The 16,415-nt window shown below is 42.1% G+C and carries 16 protein-coding genes and 2 pseudogenes; 12 read left to right on the top strand and 6 right to left on the bottom strand.

Annotated features, from left to right (window positions below; translation table 11 throughout):
• Window positions 1–217 precede the first annotated feature (217 nt).
• Window positions 218–1,060 carry a YitT family protein gene (locus tag M1K46_RS18830; protein ID WP_256227237.1) on the top strand — a complete coding sequence of 281 codons (843 nt, stop codon included), beginning with the start codon at window positions 218–220 and terminating at the stop codon, window positions 1,058–1,060.
• Between the two features lie 32 nt (window positions 1,061–1,092).
• On the opposite strand, the gene M1K46_RS18825 is transcribed toward M1K46_RS18830, so the two are convergent.
• Both M1K46_RS18825 and M1K46_RS18820 read right to left on the bottom strand, forming a co-directional pair.
• Window positions 1,093–1,422, bottom strand: a complete 330-nt coding sequence (locus M1K46_RS18825; RefSeq protein WP_256227236.1) for an ArsR/SmtB family transcription factor — start codon at window positions 1,420–1,422, stop codon at window positions 1,093–1,095.
• Window positions 1,419–1,853: an SRPBCC family protein gene (locus tag M1K46_RS18820; protein ID WP_256227235.1), complete on the bottom strand. Its 435-nt coding sequence runs from the start codon at window positions 1,851–1,853 to the stop codon at window positions 1,419–1,421. The genes M1K46_RS18825 and M1K46_RS18820 overlap by 4 nt, the downstream gene beginning before the upstream one ends.
• A gap of 176 nt (window positions 1,854–2,029) precedes the next feature.
• Here M1K46_RS18820 and M1K46_RS18815 point away from each other — a divergent pair, with 176 nt between their 5' ends.
• The 6 genes and pseudogenes from M1K46_RS18815 to M1K46_RS18790 all read left to right on the top strand — a co-directional run bounded on the left by M1K46_RS18815 (window position 2,030) and on the right by M1K46_RS18790 (window position 6,044).
• The gene (locus M1K46_RS18815; RefSeq protein WP_053355250.1) at window positions 2,030–2,242 is read left to right on the top strand and encodes an alpha/beta-type small acid-soluble spore protein; all 213 of its coding nucleotides are present in this window, start codon (window positions 2,030–2,032) and stop codon (window positions 2,240–2,242) included.
• A gap of 153 nt (window positions 2,243–2,395) precedes the next feature.
• A complete protein-coding gene (locus M1K46_RS18810; protein WP_256227234.1) occupies window positions 2,396–3,118 on the top strand; it encodes a TraR/DksA C4-type zinc finger protein in 723 nt (240 codons plus the stop codon).
• Window positions 3,119–3,763: 645 nt separating this feature from the next.
• A complete protein-coding gene (locus M1K46_RS18805) occupies window positions 3,764–3,967 on the top strand; it encodes an alpha/beta-type small acid-soluble spore protein (protein ID WP_256227233.1) in 204 nt (67 codons plus the stop codon).
• Window positions 3,968–4,324: 357 nt separating this feature from the next.
• Window positions 4,325–4,762, top strand: a complete 438-nt coding sequence (locus M1K46_RS18800; RefSeq protein ID WP_256227232.1) for a YndM family protein — start codon at window positions 4,325–4,327, stop codon at window positions 4,760–4,762.
• Between the two features lie 274 nt (window positions 4,763–5,036).
• Window positions 5,037–5,561 (top strand): annotated as a pseudogene (locus M1K46_RS18795) (ATP-binding cassette domain-containing protein); the annotation flags it as partial.
• A gap of 24 nt (window positions 5,562–5,585) precedes the next feature.
• Window positions 5,586–6,044, top strand: a complete 459-nt coding sequence (locus tag M1K46_RS18790; RefSeq protein WP_256227303.1) for a hypothetical protein — start codon at window positions 5,586–5,588, stop codon at window positions 6,042–6,044.
• Between the two features lie 307 nt (window positions 6,045–6,351).
• Here the strand turns inward: M1K46_RS18790 and ppc are convergent, their stop codons facing one another.
• A complete protein-coding gene (gene ppc / locus M1K46_RS18785) occupies window positions 6,352–9,111 on the bottom strand; it encodes a phosphoenolpyruvate carboxylase (protein ID WP_256227231.1) in 2,760 nt (919 codons plus the stop codon).
• Between the two features lie 463 nt (window positions 9,112–9,574).
• Between ppc and M1K46_RS18780 the strand changes: the two are divergent.
• From M1K46_RS18780 to M1K46_RS18770, 3 genes and pseudogenes are all read left to right on the top strand, one after another.
• A pseudogene (locus M1K46_RS18780) lies at window positions 9,575–11,295 on the top strand (ABC transporter ATP-binding protein).
• Complete coding sequence (locus tag M1K46_RS18775; protein ID WP_256227230.1) at window positions 11,270–11,944, top strand: response regulator transcription factor; 675 nt, start codon at window positions 11,270–11,272, stop codon at window positions 11,942–11,944. Before M1K46_RS18780 ends, M1K46_RS18775 begins: the two are co-directional and overlap by 26 nt.
• Complete coding sequence (locus tag M1K46_RS18770) at window positions 11,941–13,008, top strand: sensor histidine kinase (protein WP_256227229.1); 1,068 nt, start codon at window positions 11,941–11,943, stop codon at window positions 13,006–13,008. Before M1K46_RS18775 ends, M1K46_RS18770 begins: the two co-directional genes overlap by 4 nt.
• Window positions 13,009–13,255: 247 nt before the next feature.
• Here the strand turns inward: M1K46_RS18770 and M1K46_RS18765 are convergent, their stop codons facing one another.
• Window positions 13,256–13,792, bottom strand: a complete 537-nt coding sequence (locus tag M1K46_RS18765; protein ID WP_375162218.1) for a GNAT family N-acetyltransferase — start codon at window positions 13,790–13,792, stop codon at window positions 13,256–13,258.
• A gap of 227 nt (window positions 13,793–14,019) precedes the next feature.
• Here M1K46_RS18765 and M1K46_RS18760 point away from each other — a divergent pair, with 227 nt between their 5' ends.
• Window positions 14,020–14,841 carry an STAS domain-containing protein gene (locus M1K46_RS18760; protein WP_256227227.1) on the top strand — a complete coding sequence of 274 codons (822 nt, stop codon included), beginning with the start codon at window positions 14,020–14,022 and terminating at the stop codon, window positions 14,839–14,841.
• Window positions 14,842–15,037: 196 nt separating this feature from the next.
• Here the strand turns inward: M1K46_RS18760 and M1K46_RS18755 are convergent, their stop codons facing one another.
• A complete protein-coding gene (locus tag M1K46_RS18755; RefSeq protein WP_256227226.1) occupies window positions 15,038–15,466 on the bottom strand; it encodes a cell wall hydrolase in 429 nt (142 codons plus the stop codon).
• A gap of 171 nt (window positions 15,467–15,637) precedes the next feature.
• Here M1K46_RS18755 and M1K46_RS18750 point away from each other — a divergent pair, with 171 nt between their 5' ends.
• Window positions 15,638–16,069 carry a GNAT family N-acetyltransferase gene (locus M1K46_RS18750; RefSeq protein WP_256227225.1) on the top strand — a complete coding sequence of 144 codons (432 nt, stop codon included), beginning with the start codon at window positions 15,638–15,640 and terminating at the stop codon, window positions 16,067–16,069.
• A 71-nt stretch (window positions 16,070–16,140) separates the two neighbouring features.
• On the opposite strand, the gene M1K46_RS18745 is transcribed toward M1K46_RS18750, so the two are convergent.
• Window positions 16,141–16,407: a hypothetical protein gene (locus tag M1K46_RS18745; protein ID WP_256227224.1), complete on the bottom strand. Its 267-nt coding sequence runs from the start codon at window positions 16,405–16,407 to the stop codon at window positions 16,141–16,143.
• Window positions 16,408–16,415 lie beyond the last annotated feature (8 nt).

The following is a 16,415-nucleotide window of genomic DNA, read 5'->3' as shown; positions in this document are numbered from 1 at the left end:
GGATTGAATGCTCTAGTAGCTGGAAATGGTGCCAGGCACCGCTTTTACATACTTGTGTAATCGCGGTGCCTGGCACCTTTCATTTTTCACCGGAAGGTTTACTCCAGGGCAATAAGGATAATATTAAACGAGATGTTATTTCTTTTGTTACATAAAAAAGTTCATTATAGTAGGATACATATGTTGGAACATAATTGCTTGAAAAGAAGGGTTGCACATGCTGGAAAAAAGAGTGTTCAGAATTGCTTTTGAAGTGCTTTGCATTATTTTTGGGAGTTTGCTCATTGGGGTAGGATCGAATACGCTGCTTCTGCCGGCACATTTACTTTCTGGCGGCCTGATGGGTATTTGCATGATCATCTACAATACGTTAGGCTGGTCGGTCGGAACGCAATATTTTCTCTATAATATTCCGCTCCTAGTCCTGGCCTATATTCATCTGGGCAAGAAATTTATTATTTATACACTGCTGGCTGTTGGTTTCGATTCACTGTTTCTGCATCTTATACCGATTAAGATGATGTGGACGCACAATATTATTCTTGCCTCGATCTTCGGGGGTGTGGTTTCTTTTGCTGGCGGAGCCATTATGCTTCGTGCCGGAGGTTCAAATGGGGGACTCGATGTTCTTGGGCGAGTGATCGCCAAGTATAAAAATCTTTCGATCGCCCGCTTCGGCCTGATCATGAATTTTATCATTATTTCCGTTTCCGCTGTTATCTTCAATGTACAGTCGGCCATGTTCACGATTCTTTCGATGTATGTCGGCGCGAAAACATACGATACTATCCTGACTGTTGCAGAAAGAAGTTCCGTCATGATTGTGACCGATAAAGGAAACGAGGTGTCAGGTGCATTAAACGAAGCCTTTAACCGGGGGGTAACATTCTGGGAAGGTGAAGGAGCGTATTCTCATGAAAGCAAACAGGTAGTTTTTTGTGTCATTGTGAATATTCAATGGGCTGATTTGGTTGATATTGTGAAAGGTATTGATGAAACAGCCTTTATTTCAGCAATTCCTGCTCATAAGATTGTCGGAAACTTTAAAAATGTGTGGTAAAACAAAAACCTGCTCAAGAAGGCAGGTTTTTGTTATGTCTGAGTGTCTTTTTCCACTAAAGTTTTTAGCATCGACATCTTGTTCTGCCAGAACTGTTCGAAGTAGGAGAGCCATTGTTCCAATTCAGACAAAGGCTCAGCTTGAAGCGTGTAAAGTTTCTCCCTGCCGGACTTTCGTTTTTTAACTAAGCCTGCTTCAGAAAGGATCAGCAGATGCTTGGACACCGCGGTCCTGCTCATAGGAAATCGATCCGAAAGTTCAGTGATGGCAAATTCCTTTCCTGCCAGCAATTTTAAAATTTCACGGCGTGTAGGGTCTGCGATGGCCTGGAAAACATCGTGCTTTTTAGCTGAAGCGTTCATTCTTTTTCTGCAAGTTCCTTTAGACTTTGCATGATTTTCGCCCAGCCGCCGTTCATATTGTCCCGTACAGCGGATACTTTTTGCTGTGCTTTAGGCAGGATAGCATCCGGATGGCCCCAGCCTGAATGAGTAAGGGTAAAACGGGTCTTACCTTCTTCTTCCTTAAGTTCAAACGTTACGATCCAGCCGAATTGATCCCACGCAAAAGAAAGCTTATGCGGCTCCTCAACAAATAACACTTTGCATGGTGACGGGCCAAACGGAGATTGAATATGGAAATCATGGCCAACATGCGGCTCAAAGTCATTGGGCATAAACCAAGCGGAGATCCCATCTGCAGTTGCAACGGTCTTCCACACTTTTTCAATAGGGGCATTGAAAACATCAGTATATTGAATATCTTTTACTCGTTCTTCCGTAAAATCGGACATCATGGTTTCCCTCACTTTTTAAAATTATGTGAAACTATATGGTTTCGCTTTCTGAATTATATACAACCATTTGGTTTCATGTCAACAATGTTTCGGTTTTTTACAAATATTACATAGTATGGTTTGCAATCATTAGAGAGAAAATTTAAGTATACCAATTGAGGAGGTGAAAACACATGGCTCAACAAGGTGGAAACAACAACGAACTATTGGTTCAAGGTGCTCAACAAGCTATCGACCAAATGAAGTACGAAATCGCTTCTGAATTTGGTGTACAACTTGGTGCTGACCAAACAGCTCGTGCTAACGGATCTGTTGGTGGAGAAATCACTAAACGTCTAGTAGCTCAAGCTCAATCTCAACTTTCTGGATTTGGTGGAAAACGCTAATTCTAGCGAAGACATAACAGAATACTCAATGGACAAGGCTGCCTATTTTAAATAGGCAGTCCTTATTTTTTTCCAATCATTAAAAAGTATGAGCGTCAACATTATGTCAAATAATACAGTTGTGTACGAGATTCTACTTTCGGAGGTCATGAAATGGTATGGTCACAGCAGAGCATCAATCAGTTTAAAGACCGTCTCCAGCAGATGCAAAATGAATTGAACGAGCGGTTGGCGTATAACCGTCATTATGGAAATGAGTTAGAGCTTATTAAAGAATCGGTCAGCGAGCTTTCGAGTTATGATAACCATCCGGGGGATCTGGGTACAGAATTGTTCGAAAGGCAAAAAGATATCGCATTGAATGAATTAAATGAATCGGAATTAAAATCCATTCATCAGGCACTTGAAAGAATTGATGCAGGGGAATATGGATATTGCAAAACGTGCAAACAGCCAATCAGTATGGCAAGACTAGAGGCCTTGCCAACAACGGCTTACTGCAAAGAGCACAGCCTTGAACAAAGCAGTTCCAATAACCGGCCAATTGAAGAAGAAGTATTGAAGCCTCCATATGGCCAATATAATAATGATCAAAAAGATGCAACCTTTTACGATTCAGAAGATTCCTGGCAGGACGTAGCTGTTTACGGGACGAGTGAGTCCCCGTCTGATTTCTCGGAAAATGGAATGATGAATTATAATGAAATGTTTATTGAATCCGAAGAAAATGTTGGGTACGTTGAGGATATTGAAGGTTTTATCGCAACAGACATGGATGGAAGCAATACTCGCATCATTCCGAATAAAATGCACAAAGATTATGAACGGTTTCTGGTGGATCAGGAACAAACGGACGAAGATTCAGATTATGTTTAACAAGATAAAAACTCCTTTTGTATATAACAGGGAGTTTTTTTTATTTTCCACACTCGTTTTGTAGTTCTTTTATTTCGAATTATTAAGATGAATGGCATTTAAATGTTTAAAGTATCCCAGTTTCTCACCATGCTCAACGATTTCTTCCCACTTGTCCCCGTTCCATAGCTGCTTGCAAAAGCATGACATGTATCAAGACAAAAATCATGTGCTCTGGAAAGTCTGTAAGATTCCTTACTTGTACAAGTTCCTCCATCGTCACTCCAAGTGAACCGGCTCTTCCTGCTCTATTTTCAAGAAGAATTTTACATTTGCCATCCCATTGCTGAAGAACCGTGTTGAGGATGGTAATCATTAGACGGTAAAAGATAAGGGATCATTATTAATGGTCCTGGTACCGAAATGAACGACTACAACTGCTGCCCCACAGGCATCCGCGATTTTCAGATCGTTTACCAAGGAAGCAACTGTCAGCTCTTTTTTATCTTCATGAGGAGTAAGGCTGGTGGCAGCCGAACGTCATGGTTTACTTCCCCCATACAAATAAATTAGATGATTTATTAACGGAGGAAATATTATCATGCAATTTTTGTATAAAAAACCTTTTTAGAGAGATGTTAACAAAAAAAGGAGGTGAACATACATATGGCAAATCGCGGAAACAACAATGAGGTTTTAGTTCAAGGGGCTCAACAGGCACTTGATCAAATGAAGTGGGAAATCGCTTCTGAATTTGGAGTTCAACTCGGGGCTGACACTACTTCTCGTGCAAATGGATCAGTAGGAGGAGAAATCACCAAACGTCTAGTGGCTACTGCTCAACAGCAGCTTTCTGGTTTCGCTCGTTAATTTCAATGAAAAAGCTGGCCGCAGTGCTGCGGACCAGCTTTTTCTTATTTCTGATCTAAATCTTCTTCACCCATGCATTGGTGTCATATCCTCTCACTTGCCAGTAGCCCATATGCCGTCTATCCAGTTCTTGTCTGTAAATTTCTGTAACGGTGTAAACCCGAATATTGTGAAATTGAACCAAACTAAGAATAATTGAATGGAACTGTCTGAGAATTGAACCAAACACCTAAAGAATTGAACCAAACTAAATTTTCAGACTACTGACTCAATCCCATGATTGAATCATATTCTCATGACAAGAATGAACCTCCTATTTTTGTTGCAAACTAAAAGCAGGAAAGGGAGGTTTTAACTTTGGAACAGGCAAAGGTAATCTTACTAAAGTTTATTGTAAGCTTGATTGCTTTTTCAATCGGATTGGATTTGTTTTTCGATGCGACACTGGCTGATATCATTTCTTTTAGTGTTACGGCAACTGCTGTATCTTATATCCTGGCTGACCGCATTCTCCTGCCGCGGATTGGAAACATCAATACATTGATGGCAGAATTCATTTTAATGTACACGATCGTTTGGATCTTTGGGGCGATATTGCTTCACGGTTACCTGCAGATCGCCTGGGGGAGCGCTATCTCTGCCATTATCTTTACGGCAGCGGAGATCTATGTTCACCGCTATCTGCTCAAACACATGCCGGAAAGAAAAAGAGAGATCAGGCATCAGGGAGCCACTCCTAAATTACGATTTGTCACAGAATTTGCAGAAGATGACGATCCATCTGGCAAAAAGTAATTTTGGATAATATTGACAAAATAGAGAGTCTTTGCGTAACTAATAGCGTAACGAAAAACCATGATTGAGGTGGAAAGGATGTTTTTTTATCAACTGTTCTTATTAGAGATTTAGCTTGATACGGGAGAAATCTGCCCTTTTTTGAAATTAAGCTAATCGAAGAACAGTAGGTAAAATCACCAATCCCTTCTTATGTTATTAAATATTCAGTGGGTAAGGTGTATTCACCTTGCCCATTTTTTATTGCCTTTTATCTGTAAACCATGTGACCCATATGTATGGAGATCAAATAAATTTTAAAGGTATCAGCTTCCGGCTGCTACCAGGTGAACACGTTGGATTGGCCGGGCGAAACGGAGCCGGCAAATCAACCTTGCTGCGTATATTGTCGCAGGAATTGCTGCCTGACTCAGGAGCGGTTCATTGGCTTCCCAGTGTTCAAATTGGTTTTCTGCAGCAGCATATCAAAATGAGGCAGGGAATCACCATCAAACAATACTTGCAAAGTGCTTATAAAAATCTATACGAAACATAACAGGAAATGCATACAATCGGCGAAAAAATGGCCACCACGGATAACAGCCCGGAGTCATTGTTGGCAAAATACGGAAAACTGCAGGTGAAGCTCGACCTGGCGGGCTTCTATCAAGTGGAAGCCCAAATTGAAGCGATGGCTGCGGGTTTAGGCATTACAGCTTTGGGGCTTGAACGTGACATCGGAAGCTTAAGCGGCGGGCAGCGAACAAAGGTATTATTATGGAAACTGCTGCTGGAAGAGCCAGATGTCCTGCTGTTGGATGAACCGACCAATTATTTGGGTGACGTGCATGTCGATTGGCTGTCAAACTACCTGAAAAACTACAAAAATTCATTTATTATCGTGTCTCACAATGAACAATTTCTTATTGAAGTAACGGCAGTAATCTATCATCTGGAAAATCAAACCATTAAACGTTACAGTGGCAATTACGCAGCTTTTCTTAAAAATTATGAACAAAGCCGGCAACAGCTGCATCAAGCCTATGAAAAACAGCAGCAGAAAATTCAGCGGCTAGAACATTTCATTGATAAAAACAGAATGAGAAAAGCGAAACAGGCCAAGAGCCGTGAAAAAATGCTGGAAAAGATGGACCAGATACGAAAACCAGGATCAACAGTGAAACCGCAATTCTCCTTTCATGTCCACTGCAATACAGCTAATCAGGTGGTGAAGGCGCAAAATCTTCAAATCGGATACAATGCACCTCTGTTTCCAGGAGGAAGCTGTCTTTTCGTTCCATAGTCCGCTAAAGCGTATGGAGGAGCTAAAACCTGAATGGACACAAAAAGAAATCCGCCAAATACTGGCTATGTCTGGATTGAGTAATGAACTGAGGTGTTCATGCTCCCTTCGTGAATTAGCATTTTCTAAAACGATTTACACATGCTATTTTAAAAGGGAATTATAAACGTGCCTTTACAGGAATAAAAAGAAGAAATGAATATCTGCTTGAACTTACGTGTTTTTTTCACAGTATCCATAAAATTTCACATAACGATTACATAAGAACGTAAAAAGACACCGCCAACTAGTGGCGGTGTCCTGAGGATCATCCTGTGTTTCGGAGCCCGGCTGCAATTCCATTAATGGTGAGCAGCGCTTCTCTTAACAGATCTTCATCCAGTTGCTCGTCTTCACGCAGCTTAGAAATCAATTCTACCTGCAGGAAGCTGAGTGGATCTACATATGGGTTTCTTAGTCTGATGGATTCTTTGATGTTTGGCAGCTGATCCATCAAATGATCCTGCTGTGTGATAAGCAGGATGGCTTCAGTTGTGCGGTGGTACTCATTTTCAATTTCGGAAAATATACGTTTAGCCATCTCCTGGTCTTTCACCATCCCCGTATATTCTCGTGCAGCGGTTAAGTCAGCTTTCATCAAGGCCATTTGCAAATTATCAATGGTCGAACGGAAGAACGGCCAATCATTGTACATTTGCTGGAGAAGGTTGAGTTGGTCATTGTTTTCCATATAATGCTGCAGTCCTGTTCCTGCCGCATACCAGGCTGGAAGGAGCTGACGGCTTTGGGTCCATGCGAACACCCAAGGAATGGCACGCAGGTCTTCAAAACGTTCGCTTCCTTTACGGCTCATAGGACGGGATCCGATATTGAGAGATCCCAATTCAGGAAGAGGAGTCGCTTGTTTAAAGTACGTAAGGAAATCAGGATCATTGAAGACAAGCTCTTGGTATTTCATAAGTGATGCGGAAGAGATGCCTTCCATGACATCTTCCCATGCTTTTGTCCTGCTGTCGTTTTGCTGTGCATCTGTTGAAGCATTAGCGGCTGCAGAAAGCAATGTTGAAGTTGCTTGTTCAAGGCTCCTGTAGGCAATGTCATATAAGGAATACCTTGAGGACAGCACTTCACCTTGTTCAGTAATCTTAAATCCGTCTCCCAATGTTTCGGCTGGCTGAGAGAGGATGCTTCGATACAGCGGGCCGCCCCCGCGTCCTAATGAACCCCCGCGGCCATGGAAGAATTTTAAACGGACATTGTATTGATCAGCCACCTCATGGATTTCCTGCTGAGCCTTGTATAGCTTCCAGTTGGCCGTCAGGGTACCGCCATCCTTGCTTCCATCGGAGTAACCAAGCATGATTTCCTGAACGTTTCCATGCTGTTTCAGCTGATTCTGGTAAAAGTCCATTGAAAACAGCTTTTTCATAATGGCAGGTCCGGAAACAAGATCATCAATCGTTTCCAGCAGGGGAGCGACATTCAGATTGCTTTCAACTCGCCCGTCAGCATGAAGGCGATAAACTCCCGCTTCTTTTGCGAGTACAAGAACTTCCAGCAGATCACTTACCGATTCCGTCATACTGACCAAATACACTTCGATGGAGCGATCTCCAAATTCCTCATGGGCTTTATTAATCATCCGGAAGACATCAATCATCTGACTTGTTTCTTTAGAATAATCTTCAGCGAAAGGAAGAAGCAAAGGCCTGGGATCCTGTAATACTTTCCCTAACAGCTCTACTTTTTCTTCTTCATCCAGACGAGAATAGTCAGCAGCCAGATTTACAGAATGGAAGATCTCAGTAATTGCCGCTTCATGCTCTCCGCTGTGATTGCGGATATCGAGCGTGGCCAGATGAAAACCGAATAATTCTACCTGCCGAATGAGCTGGTCAAGGCTTTTAAGCCTGAATCCATCCGGAGAATGTCCAAGAAGACTGCGTTTAATAAGCTGCAAGTCTTCCAAGAACTCCTCAGAACTTTGATACCCTTCTTTCGGTTTTCCGACCCGTTCTAACTTTTTCAGCATGATGGCCATTTTGCACCGATAGGCCTCATGTTCGATCTTCCACTGTTCTCCATCTTTTAGAATGGATAACTCCTCATGAATGGAGTCTGTTAATTCTTTGGATATGGCGACCTGTTTAGAAGATTGGCTCATCTGTTTCATTAAATTCGTCAGCGATGTATGATATTTTCGCAGTGCCAGTTTACGATGTTTCTTTAATGTTTCCCATGTTAACTCTGGAGTAACGTTGGGATTGCCGTCACGGTCACCGCCAATCCAAGAACCGAATCGCAGAATGTTCGGCACATGCCAGTCTTCAGCTGAATAATGCTCCTGCAGCGTTTCTTCAAGCTCCTGATGAATCTGAGGAAGGACTTCAAACAATGTTTCATCGAAATAGTAAAGCCCGTTCGCAACTTCGTCCATCACGGTCGGTTTTCTGTCACGCAATTCATCGGTCTGCCACAGGATGGTGATCTCGTTAAACAGTTTTTCATTGAGCTCTTCCCGCTCACGGGGTGTAAGAACGGTCTGGTCGAGCTGGTGAAGCAAAAGAGCGATCCGTTTATGGATCTCCAGCACACTCCGTCGTGTCGCTTCTGTCGGATGGGCAGTAATAATCAGCTCCATCGACAGTTTTTCAATGACGTTTTTAATGATCTCAGCGTCGATGCCGTTTTCTTTAAACTGGGTGACTGTGTACTCCAGTGACCCAGGCTGGTGCCCATCCTTGAGCTGGTACTCCCGTCTGCGCCGTATGCGGTGGTTTTGTTCAGCGATATTAACAAGATGGAAATAGACGGCAAACGCCCGTATGACTTGCTGGCGCTCAGGGTGCTTTAAGCTGGCAATCTCATTTTTCAGCTCCTGATAGGATAATTCATCATTGTTTCTAAGAGATTTTGTCATTTCTCTAATTTTTTCAACTTTATCAAGCAGTGCCTGTCCGCCTTGCTGAACAAGGACATTCCCCAGCAGCTGGCCGAGAGATTTAACATCCCGGCGAAGGGGTGAACTGCTGTGTTCTGATTTTGCTGATTCTAAGATTGTTGTCATCATCTCACCTTCCGTTTCTTAGCTGTCATTCCTTTATTTTTGTACTGTTTTATTATTAGAATATTTTGATTTATAGGTATTGTATCATAAAACATCTTGATTTTCACAAATGAAAACAAGCCGGCGGGAAATCTGTACAACTATCAGATCGAGAAAAACTATAACAGTTCTGCGTGTAAGCGGATACATGAAACGAGAACAAAAAAAGACCCGGCCAGGGCTTTTGACAAAAAAATTTGTCAAAAAACTCTGTTTGCCGGGTTATTACGTCTAAATATGAAAAGGGGTTGTTGGGATGTCTTAACTATATCAGCTTGTCCAGTGATGGGAGTAAATATGGGACATTTTAGACATTCAACAAAAATATTAAACAGCTCCGTCTGCCGTTCATACTTTGTTCATTTCTTTCAGGTATAGTAAAGGTATGAAAGGAAACAAATTTTACCAATGAAGGTGATGAACTTTGAAAAAAGAGAATAACGTAAGCTCGAAGCAGTTTATTGATTTAATAAAAAAGACCAACCCGCCAAAACTGAAACTGAGTATGGCCATCCTCATGAGTGTCATTACGACACTTGTCGGTCTATGTGTTCCGCTTTTCACGAAAAACTTTGTAGATAAATTTTCATTATCCACATTAAACGCTGCGCAGATCGCACTGCTGGCTGCTGTACTGCTCGCACGGGCAGCGGCAGGGGGGATATCCGTCTATTTATCTCCCTGCCGATTCCTTTTTATGATAATCACCAGACCGGGGAAACGATCAGCCGAATGACGAACGATACGGCTGTGATTAAAAATCTGGCGTCCGAGCATTTTACGAATTTTATTAACGGCATCATCTCGGTAGTCGGTTCCGTGATTTTTCTTTTAATTTTAGATTGGAAGCTGACACTTATCACACTGGTTATCGTACCTGTAGCCATGCTGGTCATTATTCCGATCGGAAAGCAAATGCATAGAATCTCAAAGGCCACACAAGATGAGAATGCCAGATTTACTGCCATTCTGAGTAAAGTCCTTATGGAAGTCCGTCTTGTAAAATCTTCAAATGCAGAGGTAACGGAGTATAACAACGGCAAGGAAGGTATTCAGAACCTCCTTCGTTTTGGGATTAAAGAAGGTAAGTACCAGGCGATGCTCGGACCGGTCATTTCGCTTATTCTTATGCTTCTGCTTGTCGTCATCATAGGATATGGGGGTATGAGGGTCTCAAGTGGAGCGTTAAGTGCCGGATCACTGGTTGCTTATCTTCTGTACTTGTTTCAGATCATTCTGCCGATGACTCAATTCGCGATGTTTTTTACAGAGCTTCAAAAAGCAAAAGGAGCGACAGAACGAATCATCACGCTGCTCGACCATGAAGAAGAGGACTATGCATCTGGCCGAGAATTGCTGCAAGTCGATCAAACCCTGCATGTGGAGAACCTGCGTTTTGCATATAAAGATGAGGAGATTCTGAAAGGAGTCAGTTTTTCTGTAGAACCGGGAAAAGTGACGGCGATCGTGGGACCGAGCGGCAGCGGTAAAACCACTTTATTTTCATTGTTTGAGCGTTATTATAAACCTAATGGCGGTGAAATTAAATTAGGAGAAACACCGATTGATCAATTCACGCTAGCATCATGGAGAAGTAAAATCGGCTATGTTTCCCAGGAGAGCCCGATCATTGTGGGAACAATAAGAGATAACATCTGCTACGGGCTGGATCGGAAGGTGAGTGAAGACGAACTTCAAAAAGTGGCAATGATGGCATATGCTGATCAATTTATTAACGATCTGCCCGACGGCTTTGATACCGAGGTAGGAGAGCGTGGCATTAAGCTCTCAGGAGGACAGCGGCAGCGAATCGGTATTGCACGTGCTTTGCTGCGTGATCCGCAGATTCTGATGCTCGATGAAGCCACCTCCAGCCTTGACAGCAAGTCAGAGATTGTCGTTCAGCAAGCATTAAACAATCTGATGGCTGGAAGAACTACGATCGTTATCGCCCACCGGTTATCAACGGTAGTGGATTCGGAACAGATTATCTTTTTGGAAAAAGGAGAAATTACAGGAACAGGAACACATCAGGCGCTGTTTCAGTCTCATGATCTCTATAGGGAGTTCGCTCTTCAGCAGCTTCATAAACAAGATAAAGAAGCAAAGGATGAGGTGTATGGCCAGGATCTTAGTTGTGGATGATGACAGCCATATTCGGCAATTGGTCGGAGCCATTTTAAAGAATGAAGGATTTGAAATGCGCTACGCTGAGGATGGGGAGGAAGCATTGAGCATACTGGAGACCGCCTCCGTTGACCTGATGATCTTAGACATCATGATGCCAAAATTGGATGGATGGGAATTAGCAGAGAAAGTCAGGGCTTATTATGATTTTCCTTTGCTCATGCTTACAGCAAAAGGAGAGACGAAGGAAAAAGTAAAAGGATTTCAGCTTGGAACGGACGATTATGTTGTGAAGCCGTTTGAACCTGCAGAGCTTGTTGTCCGGGTAAAGGCTTTGTTAAAACGCTATAACATTTCAGCATCCAACACAGTGAAAGCAGGGAAGCTGTCCATCGATAAAAACACGCACAACGTGACAGCCGGAAAGCTGGTGTATTCTCTTCCTTTAAAAGAATTCGAGCTGTTGTTCTTGCTTGCGAGCTATCCCGGGAAAACCTTTTCGAGGGAACAGCTGATTCAGCAAGTATGGGGACCGGATTATGAAGGGGATGACAGGACGGTGGACGTCCATATTAAACGGCTGCGCGCACGTTTTACAGAGGAGGAAGCGGGGATTAAAATCAGTACGGTATGGGGACTGGGATACCGATTGGAGAGCGGAACATGAATAGGCATGAGAATAAGGCATTAAACATGCTCCTCCATACCCTGGGCTTTTTCGGGATTCTCGGTCTTTTGTTTCTGTGCTGGTCAGGTTTCTTTTATCTAACACCCTTCCTCTATAAAGGGATGGGTTATTACCCCTCATCTCTGCTTGTCTATTTAACAGGTTCTGTTCTTGGACTTCTTTTCTTTGGAGTAATCGCCCATCTGATTGGCAGAAAGCAGCGGCGCAGCGGGATGAACATTTTTAATTTGATGAACGATGCGGTTAAACAAATTGCTCAAGGAGATTTCAGTGTCAGTATTCGAACTGAAATGAGGAAAGGCCATGTTATCGCTGATCTTGCCGATAATATTAACGTAATGGCAAAGGAACTGCAGAGCCTGGAGACGATGCGTCAGGAATTTATTTCGAACGTTTCTCATGAGATCCAGTCGCCATTAACATCAATCCGGGGCTTTGCCAAGGTTCTGCAAAACGACAAATTGGAGCCGGAAGATCGGAAGCATTATCTGTACATTATTGAAAAGGAAAGCAAACGGCTCTCTAAGCTAAGTGATAATCTATTAAAATTAACTTCGCTCGAATCTGACCGCCACCCTGTAGAGAAGGTGGACTATGAACTGGATGTTCAGCTAAAGCATGCCATTCTATCGTGTGAACCTTCTTTGGTTGAAAAAGGTATAGAATTACAGCATTCTTTAGAGAAGGTAAACGTGACAGGGGATCAGGATCTCCTGAATCAAGTATGGCTTAACCTCCTATACAACAGTATTAAATTTACACCAAGAAGCGGGATGATTCGGCTCATACTGAAAAGAAGAGAAGGTGAAATTTCGGTTTCCGTTCAGGATAACGGGATCGGAATTTCAGAAAAAGATCAAATTCATATCTTTGAACGATTCTTCAAATCGGATAAATCCAGAAACAGAGCATCTGAAGGAAGCGGATTAGGATTGTCCATCGTAAAAAAGATTGTAGAGATGCATGAAGGCCGGATAGAGATCGAGAGCGAACCGCAAAAAGGGACGATTTTCACTGTCTATCTTCCTGCTCCTGTAGAATAATAAATATAAGATTCAAAGCTGGCTCACATAACCAAACAGGTGTGGTGTCTTTAGAAGGAAGACCTTTTATAAGAAAAGCGAAAGTGATTTTCAATTCGTCCTCCGAGGACTTAAGCTGAAAACTGAAATTCGTTTTCAGCCCTGGGCGCTAGAGCTAGAAATTACTTCTATGCAAGCAGAATTATATGCTTTCTTATATATAAAAAGCGGAAGACCGCTCATTCATAGAGCGGTCTTTTTATGTGCTTTATTCAGCATTGTTAATGATGGCAAGCATCTGATGATCTTCCCAGCTGCCGTTTATTTTTACAGATTTTACAGCAATACCTTCTTTATGAAATCCTGCTTTTTCTAATACCCGGATGGAACCTTTGTTGTGCGGCATGACACCCGCTTCGATGCGGTGAAGCTTCTGGACTTCGAATGCATACGAAATCATCAGTTTGACGATCTGCGTCATATACCCTTTTCCATTGTAATGTTGATCAAGACAGTAGCCAAGCATTCCGGTTTGAGCAGGTTCGCGTTCAATCTTGAACAATGAAATATCACCAATGAGTTTTCCGGATTCTTTTAATTGGATGCCGAAACTGTACTGATGATCCAGTTCTTGCATGCTCTTGATCACATTCAGCCGTTCTCGCTGTCCTTCCAAAGTATAGAACTCAGGATCTCTAAACGGGGTATATTTTTGAAAAAATTCACGATTATCAAGCTCTAACTGAAGCATTGCTTCTGAATGTGAAGTGTCAAGAGGCTTCAAAAAGAAGTGTTCACCTTCCATCCTCATAATCTCACCTTTTTAATTCATATGGTATCACATTGAAGACAAAAACGGGCAGAGAGCGAACGTTTTCATTCCAATTCTAAGAAAATCTTACAATTGCGACAAAATACGCTATAATAGGTTTTAGTAGTTTACAGGGTTAAAAATTTACTTTGCTTATCTATCAAACTCTGATTTCAATTTTAGCATGCTGAATGATATAAAAAATATAGGAGTGTATGTTCATGAACTCAATCATCCCTATGGCTAACTATCTATTGGAGAACTCTGGCACACTCTCTTCAAACATTGTTGATGAGATCATCGGCAGTTTTCATTTTGATGTTCCAGAAGAGGAGATCAAGCAAGCTAAATTAATGTATGATGAGTTTTTTGTTTTTTTAGCACAATCCCTAGATTGTCAGGAAGGCTCTGTTCCTGATGCTCTATTGTCATGGAGTAAGGCTAACGGAGAAGCAGCTGCAAGAAGCCAGCTCAATATCTCTAAAATTATTATACGTTATCCTGATACTCGTATGGTTTTTTCGGATTTTGTAACGCGAGTTGGCATAGAATTCGGATTAAACACTCGAGAAGTAGTCATGGTCATTAAACGGGTGAATCAGATGCTGGATCTAAGCATGAATGAAACGGTGTTTGCTTTTGAACGCTATAAAGACAGTGTTATACAAGAAGCACAAAAAGAAATCAAGGAATTATCCACACCTATTGTACCCATCCAAGACGGAATTGCGATTCTTCCTTTAATCGGGACGATTGACTCGAATCGATCCGACCACTTGCTAAATCGCGTGGTTCCAAAGATTTCTCCATTGGGTGTCAATTATCTGATACTTGATTTTTCAGGAATTGTTACCATTGATACTGAAGTGGCAAGGCACATCTTTACTGTACACAGTGTTTTGGCTCTCCTTGGAATTGATATTGCAGTAACAGGGATACGTCCTGAATTGGCCAGCAGAATTGTAAATGCCGGCATTGATTTTACTTCTATCAAAGTCTATGGAAATGTGAAACAGGCCATTGAAAACATGACGTTTCATTAAAAGTGTCAGGCAACAGTGCCTGGCACCAACGAAAGATTATGCAGTTCACCATCATCATCTATGATTCCTTCAGAAAATAGTCCTTTAGTTGGCTTACATACCTACAATATACGAACAAACGTTCTTGTTAAACAAGAAATATTTGTTAAACTAGAAGAAGCAGGCTGTTTGAGTGATCCACAGCCTGCAAAAAGATTTAAAATGTATTGTAAACATTGTCGCACTCTTCAGGAGTGGGCTGATAGAAGCAATGGAGTTTATATCTGGCAACAAACGGCTGGCCATACCAGGTAGACGGACAATTTCCCTGCGGTCTGAAATACCATAAGCTATATTTTGCCGGCCAGTATCTTTCTCCATTAATGGCGCGTTTTGCCAGACGTTTTTCACTCGATCTTGCTGCTTGATAAAAATATCCGTGTGTTACGGCCTCAAACGCATGGGGCTGGTAAATCATCTGGGGAATCGTCCTCAGCCCTCTAAAATCGGAACAATTGGCACGGATCCTGTTAATACCAACATTTCCAACCAGCTGCATTCCCCGGACGCCTTCTCCTTCTCCTTCCGCTCGAAGCAATCGGGCTAACAACGTAATATCTGAACTGCTGGCTTGCACAACGGCCACGGTATCACCTCCAAGAATCCTTCCTTAAACTATATAAAAAATAAGTTTGGGCCATAACCGAAAACCATAATTTAATCCTATGTATTGGTAAATGGGAATAAAATCTATTAATGAGAAGGATATACTTCCTGTTTGAAGAATCAATAAAAAAAGATGCAGGAGGTTTAAAACATGATTGAACAAGCGAACCGTGAGGAAACAGCGTACATACTATCCAATGCTGCTCTTTCTGCAAATGAAGGATTGCAAGGGACTGGGGTTCTAACGCAGGAAAAGGCAGAGCATATGCTTACCGCTATCGTGGAAAAGGGGGCGTATCACCTCGTATACAAAGATCGGGATAAAGTAGGCGGCTGGATCATGATTGGCCATAATACGGATTATTTTACTGAAAAAGAGATCGGTTTTATTTACGACGTCTACATACTGCCGGATTATAGGGGAAGAGGACTCTCTAAAAAACTAGTCGAGGCAGGAATCAGTGAGTTAAAGGAAAAAGGGTATGAAGAAGTTAGGCTCAATGTATTTGACGCCAATTTTGCGAAAGGCATTTACGAAAAAATGGGTTTTGAGCCGCTGCAAACGATCATGGTTTATAAGTGATGAAGGATGAATCTAATGAGATTGAACAGAAGATATAACGGTTCATGTAAACGAACCGTTTAACGATGCCATCAAACATCAGGATATCGCAGCAGGTTACCAGCAGAAGCGCGCTCGATTGATGGCTTTCCTAAAAAGTCACAGCCGTGGGTCAAATGGTTCGTCATCCTGTTATTAATTGTTTTCGGAGGAAGCTTGCTGATCGCTTTTCTGGGCTTTTTATAGAACCAAATAAAAAAAACCGGCAAGGACATAACGTCCTTTCCGGTTTTTTTGGATGGGCCATAGAAGCAATGTCTAGCTCCAGCATAAAGGATGAAATATGAATCTAATTTCACTCCTGGTT

Source organism: Fictibacillus sp. WQ 8-8 (assembly GCF_024494405.1).
Classification (GTDB): Bacteria; Bacillota; Bacilli; order Bacillales; family Fictibacillaceae; genus Fictibacillus_C; species Fictibacillus_C marinisediminis.
The sequence above is the reverse complement of the archived record's forward strand: the minus strand, read 5'-3'. Positions and strand labels throughout refer to the sequence as shown.

Bases quoted from the DNA above. Each gene is read 5' to 3' on its own strand.
- M1K46_RS18830 (WP_256227237.1), top strand. From the start codon at position 218: ATGCTGGAAAAAAGAGTGTTCAGAATTGCTTTTGAAGTGCTTTGCATT.
- M1K46_RS18825 (WP_256227236.1), bottom strand. From the start codon at position 1,422: ATGAACGCTTCAGCTAAAAAGCACGATGTTTTCCAGGCCATCGCAGAC.
- M1K46_RS18820 (WP_256227235.1), bottom strand. From the start codon at position 1,853: ATGTCCGATTTTACGGAAGAACGAGTAAAAGATATTCAATATACTGAT.
- M1K46_RS18815 (WP_053355250.1), top strand. From the start codon at position 2,030: ATGGCTCAACAAGGTGGAAACAACAACGAACTATTGGTTCAAGGTGCT.
- M1K46_RS18810 (WP_256227234.1), top strand. From the start codon at position 2,396: ATGGTATGGTCACAGCAGAGCATCAATCAGTTTAAAGACCGTCTCCAG.
- M1K46_RS18805 (WP_256227233.1), top strand. From the start codon at position 3,764: ATGGCAAATCGCGGAAACAACAATGAGGTTTTAGTTCAAGGGGCTCAA.
- ppc (WP_256227231.1), bottom strand. From the start codon at position 9,111: ATGACAACAATCTTAGAATCAGCAAAATCAGAACACAGCAGTTCACCC.
- M1K46_RS18775 (WP_256227230.1), top strand. From the start codon at position 11,270: ATGGCCAGGATCTTAGTTGTGGATGATGACAGCCATATTCGGCAATTG.
- M1K46_RS18770 (WP_256227229.1), top strand. From the start codon at position 11,941: ATGAATAGGCATGAGAATAAGGCATTAAACATGCTCCTCCATACCCTG.
- M1K46_RS18765 (WP_375162218.1), bottom strand. From the start codon at position 13,792: ATGGAAGGTGAACACTTCTTTTTGAAGCCTCTTGACACTTCACATTCA.
- M1K46_RS18760 (WP_256227227.1), top strand. From the start codon at position 14,020: ATGAACTCAATCATCCCTATGGCTAACTATCTATTGGAGAACTCTGGC.
- M1K46_RS18750 (WP_256227225.1), top strand. From the start codon at position 15,638: ATGATTGAACAAGCGAACCGTGAGGAAACAGCGTACATACTATCCAAT.